The organism is Flavobacterium bizetiae (assembly GCF_024271895.1).
GTDB lineage: Bacteria > Bacteroidota > Bacteroidia > Flavobacteriales > Flavobacteriaceae > Flavobacterium > Flavobacterium bizetiae.
In genome coordinates, this window is record NZ_CP091861.1 from 5,739,281 (window position 1) to 5,745,280 (window position 6,000).

At 32.1% G+C, this 6,000-nt stretch carries 8 protein-coding genes; 3 read left to right on the forward strand and 5 right to left on the reverse strand.

Annotated features, from left to right (window positions below):
• Positions 1 to 32: 32 nt before the first annotated feature.
• The 4 genes from L0669_RS23620 to L0669_RS23635 are packed head-to-tail and all read right to left on the reverse strand — an operon-like array spanning position 33 to position 2,766.
• Positions 33 to 506, reverse strand: a complete 474-nt coding sequence (locus tag L0669_RS23620) for a hypothetical protein (RefSeq protein ID WP_263760382.1) — start codon at positions 504 to 506, stop codon at positions 33 to 35.
• A 32-nt stretch (positions 507 to 538) separates the two neighbouring features.
• Positions 539 to 1,405 (reverse strand): peptide chain release factor N(5)-glutamine methyltransferase, encoded by an 867-nt coding sequence (gene prmC, locus L0669_RS23625; protein ID WP_263760384.1) that lies wholly within the window; start codon positions 1,403 to 1,405, stop codon positions 539 to 541.
• 58 nt (positions 1,406 to 1,463) lie between these two features.
• Complete coding sequence (locus L0669_RS23630) at positions 1,464 to 2,273, reverse strand: hypothetical protein (RefSeq protein ID WP_263760386.1); 810 nt, start codon at positions 2,271 to 2,273, stop codon at positions 1,464 to 1,466.
• A 7-nt stretch (positions 2,274 to 2,280) separates the two neighbouring features.
• Positions 2,281 to 2,766 carry a GNAT family N-acetyltransferase gene (locus L0669_RS23635; RefSeq protein WP_173971695.1) on the reverse strand — a complete coding sequence of 162 codons (486 nt, stop codon included), beginning with the start codon at positions 2,764 to 2,766 and terminating at the stop codon, positions 2,281 to 2,283.
• 106 nt (positions 2,767 to 2,872) lie between these two features.
• Between L0669_RS23635 and ribD the strand changes: the two genes are divergently transcribed.
• From ribD to L0669_RS23650, 3 genes are all read left to right on the forward strand, one after another.
• Positions 2,873 to 3,922, forward strand: coding sequence for a bifunctional diaminohydroxyphosphoribosylaminopyrimidine deaminase/5-amino-6-(5-phosphoribosylamino)uracil reductase RibD (ribD, locus tag L0669_RS23640; RefSeq protein WP_263760388.1), 1,050 nt, complete (start codon positions 2,873 to 2,875; stop codon positions 3,920 to 3,922).
• A complete protein-coding gene (locus L0669_RS23645) occupies positions 3,915 to 4,517 on the forward strand; it encodes an HAD family hydrolase (RefSeq protein WP_263760390.1) in 603 nt (200 codons plus the stop codon). The genes ribD and L0669_RS23645 overlap by 8 nt, the downstream gene beginning before the upstream one ends.
• A gap of 227 nt (positions 4,518 to 4,744) precedes the next feature.
• The gene (locus tag L0669_RS23650; protein WP_263760392.1) at positions 4,745 to 5,377 is read left to right on the forward strand and encodes an IMPACT family protein; all 633 of its coding nucleotides are present in this window, start codon (positions 4,745 to 4,747) and stop codon (positions 5,375 to 5,377) included.
• A 31-nt stretch (positions 5,378 to 5,408) separates the two neighbouring features.
• Here the strand turns inward: L0669_RS23650 and L0669_RS23655 are convergent, their stop codons facing one another.
• Positions 5,409 to 5,813 carry an acyl-CoA thioesterase gene (locus L0669_RS23655; protein WP_173971691.1) on the reverse strand — a complete coding sequence of 135 codons (405 nt, stop codon included), beginning with the start codon at positions 5,811 to 5,813 and terminating at the stop codon, positions 5,409 to 5,411.
• Positions 5,814 to 6,000 lie beyond the last annotated feature (187 nt).

Genomic DNA, 6,000 nt, shown 5'->3' on the forward strand with positions numbered 1-6,000 from the left:
AAAATCAATTGAAAGATTGATTTATATAAGTTCTATATTAAATTATTTTCCTGGTTATAGATCTTTTTAAAATCATAATAACTATGATAATAATCCATATTTGACCAATCTATTTCAAGTATATCTCTTGGATCCATTTTTTCTTCAGGAATACTTATAAATGGATCGCCGCTCTCTTCGATTTTGAAACTTTCAATTGATTCAATTATAATTTCGCCATCAACAACTGCAAAATAAATTTCATCTGCAAGCAGACCCCAATCACTTTCATGATAAGCTAAAAAGGTATCTAATTCGATTTTGCGCACTAACCTTACAAAACTATTTCCTTCTATATAATCAGAAAGATTTGTTTTACAAGACTTTAAAACTTTAACAACAAAGTAGCTAAATTCATCTTTCGCAAGAGCAATTATCAACAATCCGTTTCTAATTAAATGAGGAATTTCATGCGGTACTTTAATTTCAATATTTTTAGTTATAATAAGTGAGATATTTTGTCCCATATTTTTTTTTTAAACCTACATAAAATTAACACCTACAAAGTTTTAAAAACCTTTCCAAAAATCATTCTGTCATTATCGTAGATATCTTTTCGTAATTCGATACTTTTAAAATTCATTTTTTCTAACAAATCTTTCATTTCATCACCAAGATACTGATTGATTTCAAAATACAATTGTCCGTCTTCCAACAGATTATTTTGTGCCAGCTCGGCTATCTTTCGATAAAAAATCAAAGCATCATTATCTTCTACAAAAAGCGCCAAATGCGGCTCATAATCCAGAACATTTTTTTTGATTTCTTCTTTCTCCAAATTACGCACATAAGGCGGATTCGAAACTATAATATCAAAATTACATTTCAGTTCTTCGGCATTTAAAACGTCCTGAAGAATAAAAGTAACATCTGTTTTATTGTTTACAGCATTGCGTTTCGCGGTTTCTATTGCTTTTTTAGAAATATCCATCGCATAAACCCGGGCGTTCGGAATATTTTTTGCCAATGAAATTGCAATACAACCACTCCCGGTTCCTATATCAAGAATTTTGATTGTTTTAGATTTTTCAGCTTTTGAGTTTTCATTGATAATCCATTCTACCAATTCTTCTGTTTCCGGTCTTGGGATCAAAACATTCTCGTTGACCTCGAAATCCAAACCATAAAAATTAGTTTTTCCTAATAAATACTGAATCGGAACTTCTTTTTTTAATTGCGCTAATAATGAATCCCAAACAACAAAATCACTGTCTGAAAAAGTCAACTCATGATTTAACGCTAAATCAATCTGACGTAATTTATGTTTGTCTTCTAAAATTAAATAGAAAAAACTTTCCGCTTCGTAAGCATCGTAAAAAGGCGACAACTCTTTGATAAACTGAGTGCGGTATTGTTTAATTCTCATCTATATTTGAATTTATATTTAAGCGGTCTTTATTTTTTACTTTTATATTCGGCTGCTATTAGCAGTCAAATTGTATTGCAATTTGAGAAACTTTTTTTACCGGTTCCTTATTTTCAGCCTTCGAAGAAAGAAATAACATTACTCGTGTTTCTTCATAATCTCTGTTAGCACCAAAAATAAAATCCAGTTTTCCATCATTATCAATATCTCCGGCAAAAAGCAATTCAACAAAAGTATCATTGAAGGTTTCTACCTGCAAAAGCAATTTTTCGGGGCCGTTGTTTGCTTTCAAATACAGTTTATAATTTTCAACTTTTTTATAAATTTCTTCTTTATTATCGTCTAAACTTCTTTTTTCAGTCGAAAGCACTTTTCCTTCAGCTCTAAAAACATAATCCGTATTATCGAATTTTAAAGTTAATTTTTCGTCTGGCCAGATTTTGTTTTTAGTCAATTTCAAAGCCTTTATTTTTCCTAATTTCAATTTCGGATCATCCATAAACAAAACCGATTTATTTTTAGAAACAATCGATCTTATAGAATCTCCAACACATTCGTCATAGCCTTTTTCGATCGTAAAATCCGTTTTTCCTAAATAATAACTTCCATTTTCTTCAAATAAATCAACCCAGTCTTTATTCAAAGCATTAGCCGGATTCTTACCCTGATCATCTCTGTAGCCATCTGGCAACAAGATTTCAAAATCATTTTTAAAGTCTTCCTCTACGACAACTTCATCGTTTGTAGCAGAATCTTTAACAACCTCATTCTTAACAGGAGTTTGAGATCCTTGAGCTTTTACTAATTTATCGTCTTTACAGGAAAACAAAATCGAGAACACCAAAAACGGAAGTATAATTTTTTTCATAGTAAACTTATAAGTTTTTCAACATCCAGACTGGGCAAGAACTGTGCCCGGTATTCCCCAAAGGAGCGTCTAAATATTCAAAACCTGATTTTTTATATAATTTTTGAGCCGCATGCATAAACGGCATTGTCTCGATATAACATTTTTCAAAACCAAAATCTTTTGCCTGATCTAAACATTTTTGCATCATTTTACTTCCAATTCCTAATCCACGGGTTTCAGGCAGAAAATACATTTTTTGCAATTCGCAAATTTCAGGATCTCCATTTTCAAGCGGTGCAATTCCCACACAACCTACAATTTTACCTTCATTTTCAACAACAAAATAAGCTGATTGCGGCTTATTATATTCTTCAAACATTAAATCTAAATACGGATCTTCATACGCCGTACCTACTTTCGGAATTTCCATTTCATCAAAAACCGATCGTATTAATTGAGCAACTGCCTGATTGTCTTCTTTTTTAATTGCCCTGATAATCCAATTTTCCATATTACTATATTCGTATAACCTATTACAAAAGTAAAAATACTTTTTTGATAGTTTCTTAACAATATCGTTAACTATCGAACTAAACAAAAATAACTACTTTTGTACCGTGAATATACATGAAAAATACATAAAACGCTGCATAAAGTTGGCAGAAAATGGCTTTGGAACTACATATCCTAATCCGATGGTGGGTAGCGTAATTGTTTACGAAAATAAAATCATTGGCGAAGGCTGGCACAAAAAAGCCGGAGAACCTCATGCTGAAGTAAATGCAATTCGATCTGTAAAAGATAAATCATTATTAAAAAAAGCTACTATTTATGTAAGCTTAGAACCTTGCAGTCATTTTGGCAAAACACCTCCGTGCTGCGATTTGATTATAGAACATCAAATCCCGAATGTAGTTGTTGGGACTGTTGACCCCAACGAAAGAGTGGCCGGAAATGGCATTAAAAAACTAATTGCTGCCGGGGCAAATGTAATTGTTGGGGTTTTAGAAAAAGAATGCAACGAACTCAATAAGCGCTTTTTTACTTTTCATCAGCAAAAAAGACCTTATATTATATTAAAATGGGCCGAAACTCAGGACGGTTTTCTTTCTCCGGAAAAAGAGATTGACCAGGATCGAAAACCTGTATGGATTACCAATTCGTACTCAAGACAATTGGTTCATAAATGGCGCAGCGAAGAACAGGCTATTTTAGTGGGAACACAAACTGTTATCGATGATAATCCAAAATTAAACACCAGAGACTGGTCAGGAAATAATCCGGTAAGAGTTGTTTTAGATCAAAATAATCGCATCCCAAAAGATAGTTTTATTTTTGATAATAGCGTAAAAACCATAGTATTTACAAAATCTGAAACCAACCTTTCGGCAGAAAACACTAACTTTGAAGTAATTGATTTTAATCAAAATACAATACCGCAAATTCTGGCTGTTTTGCATCAAAACCAAATTCAGTCGATTATTATCGAAGGCGGATTGCAAACCTTACAATCTTTTATAGATCAGAATATTTGGGATGAAGCCAGGATTTTTATCGGAAAAACCACTTTTGAAAAGGGAACAAAAGCGCCTGTTATTCAAAAGAAAAATCCAGCCAAAACCTATATTCAGGGCGACGAATTATTAAACATTAGAAATCATGATTGATACTATAATTTTTGACTTTGGAGATATTTTTATCAATTTAGATAAACAAGGTACCATTTCAGGATTGCAGCAATTGGGCATGAAAGAATGGAGCGCCGAAATGGATCGTTTGAATCTTTTGTTCGAGACCGGAGATATATCGCACGATGATTTTCTGGCTGGTTTTCAAAAAGAATTACCCAACACTTCTATAGAAGAAATCTTAAAAGCATGGAATGCGGTTTTAGCAGATTTTCCTTTATACCGATTAGAATTTCTACAAATGCTTTCAAAAAAATACCGTTTGTTTTTATTAAGCAATACAGATTCTATTCATATTGCTACTTTCGAAAATAAAAGCGGAATCTCCTTTTACAGCGATTTCTATCAATGTTTTGAAAAAGTATATTTTTCTTTTGAAATCGGAATGCGTAAACCAAACGCAGAAGTTTTTCAGTACTTAATCAATAAACACGAGCTTTCCCCAAAACGCACTTTGTTTGTAGACGACAAAAAAGAAAATACAGATGCAGCCGCCGCTTTAGGTCTTCATGTCTGGAACTTACAAGTGGGCCAGGAAGACGTAGTTGATTTATTTGAGAAAAAAATATTATAGACCTTTTAAGTTTTAGCCACAGATTGGACAGATTAAAAATGATTTTTTTTTCACGCAGATTCAGCTGATTTGAGCAGATGTAATTATAATCTGCGTATATCCGTTTAAATCTTTTTAAATCTGCACGAAATATATAGTCACAGTAAAAAATTAAAAGAAAATAGAAAAAATCATTTTCAATCTTTTAATCTGTGGCAAAAAAAATAAAATAATTTAGACATTTACTTTTGGAATACGACGATACTTATAAAACCATTGCTTTTGAATCTGAAGAAGTACTTTTTAAAGAAAAGGGCAGCAAATTCTTTGGATATGCTTTTCCTATAGAACACGAAGACGAAGTAAAACCCATCATCGAAACTTTAAAAAAACAACATCCGCACGCTGTTCATTATTGTTATGCGTACCAATTGGGCACAGCGCCAAAAATTTCATATCGTGCCAATGATGATGGCGAACCGAGTAATACAGCCGGAGCACCAATTTACGGACAAATACAATCTTTTGGCGTAACAAACGTTCTTGTAGTCGTAGTTCGAATTTTTGGAGGGATAAAATTAGGCGTTGGCGGATTAATCGCCGCTTATAAAACAACAGCCCAAATGACGCTTGAAGTTTGTGAGATTATCGAAAAAACAATTGATGTTCACTTTTTAATCTCTTTTGATTATAAAAATATGAACAAAGTAATGCGGGTTATTAAAGAAAAAAAGTTGGAAATAACGTCTCAGGAAATGGAAATTGATGAAGATTCAGGTTTACCAATTGGCAAAATCAAGACAAAAACGCGCAAAAAAAATGCCGAATCAGTATTCGACATTTTTGATTTAATGTTTGAAATCGATATTAAAACTATATAAATTAATACAAAAACCCATCTCATTTTAACAATTATTCAAGCGTTTTAAATAATTCTAAAATATAATCCGGAGGGGCAGTTGGACGACCCGATTTTAACGAAATAAATACTAAAATAAATACGGCAGTTGTTAATAACTCATTTGCCTCATTATAAATTTCACAGTCAAATTCAATCTTCACTGACGATTGACTTTTGAAAGTAGTATGAATTGTAAGAAGCTCATCATAGCGTGCAGATTTTTTATAATTTATTTGCATCGAAACAATAGGTAAACCGATCCCGCTTTCTTCCATACTTTTATACGAAATCCCTTTATTTCTAAGCCATTCCACGCGTCCAATCTCAAAATAAGGGACATAATTTCCGTGATAAACGACTCCCATTTGATCGGTTTCTGAGTAACGAACACGCACTTGCGTTTGATGATTTTTCATTATTTATATATTAAAAAAAATTAAATTCCAAAAGTTCACTTACAACTTTTTTTTATAAAATTAGAGGCCAAAATATTTTTTTTTACAGAAATTTGTTCACATATTTGTTATCCCGAAATACGGAATAAAATTGCTCCTTTTTTATTAGGAGAATCTTTATCAATAATAAAAAAATTTATCTGAATCT

Bases quoted from the DNA above. Each gene is read 5' to 3' on its own strand.
- L0669_RS23620 (WP_263760382.1), bottom strand. From the start codon at position 506: ATGGGACAAAATATCTCACTTATTATAACTAAAAATATTGAAATTAAA.
- L0669_RS23635 (WP_173971695.1), bottom strand. From the start codon at position 2,766: ATGGAAAATTGGATTATCAGGGCAATTAAAAAAGAAGACAATCAGGCA.
- L0669_RS23630 (WP_263760386.1), bottom strand. From the start codon at position 2,273: ATGAAAAAAATTATACTTCCGTTTTTGGTGTTCTCGATTTTGTTTTCC.
- L0669_RS23655 (WP_173971691.1), bottom strand. From the start codon at position 5,813: ATGAAAAATCATCAAACGCAAGTGCGTGTTCGTTACTCAGAAACCGAT.
- prmC (WP_263760384.1), bottom strand. From the start codon at position 1,405: ATGAGAATTAAACAATACCGCACTCAGTTTATCAAAGAGTTGTCGCCT.
- L0669_RS23645 (WP_263760390.1), top strand. From the start codon at position 3,915: ATGATTGATACTATAATTTTTGACTTTGGAGATATTTTTATCAATTTA.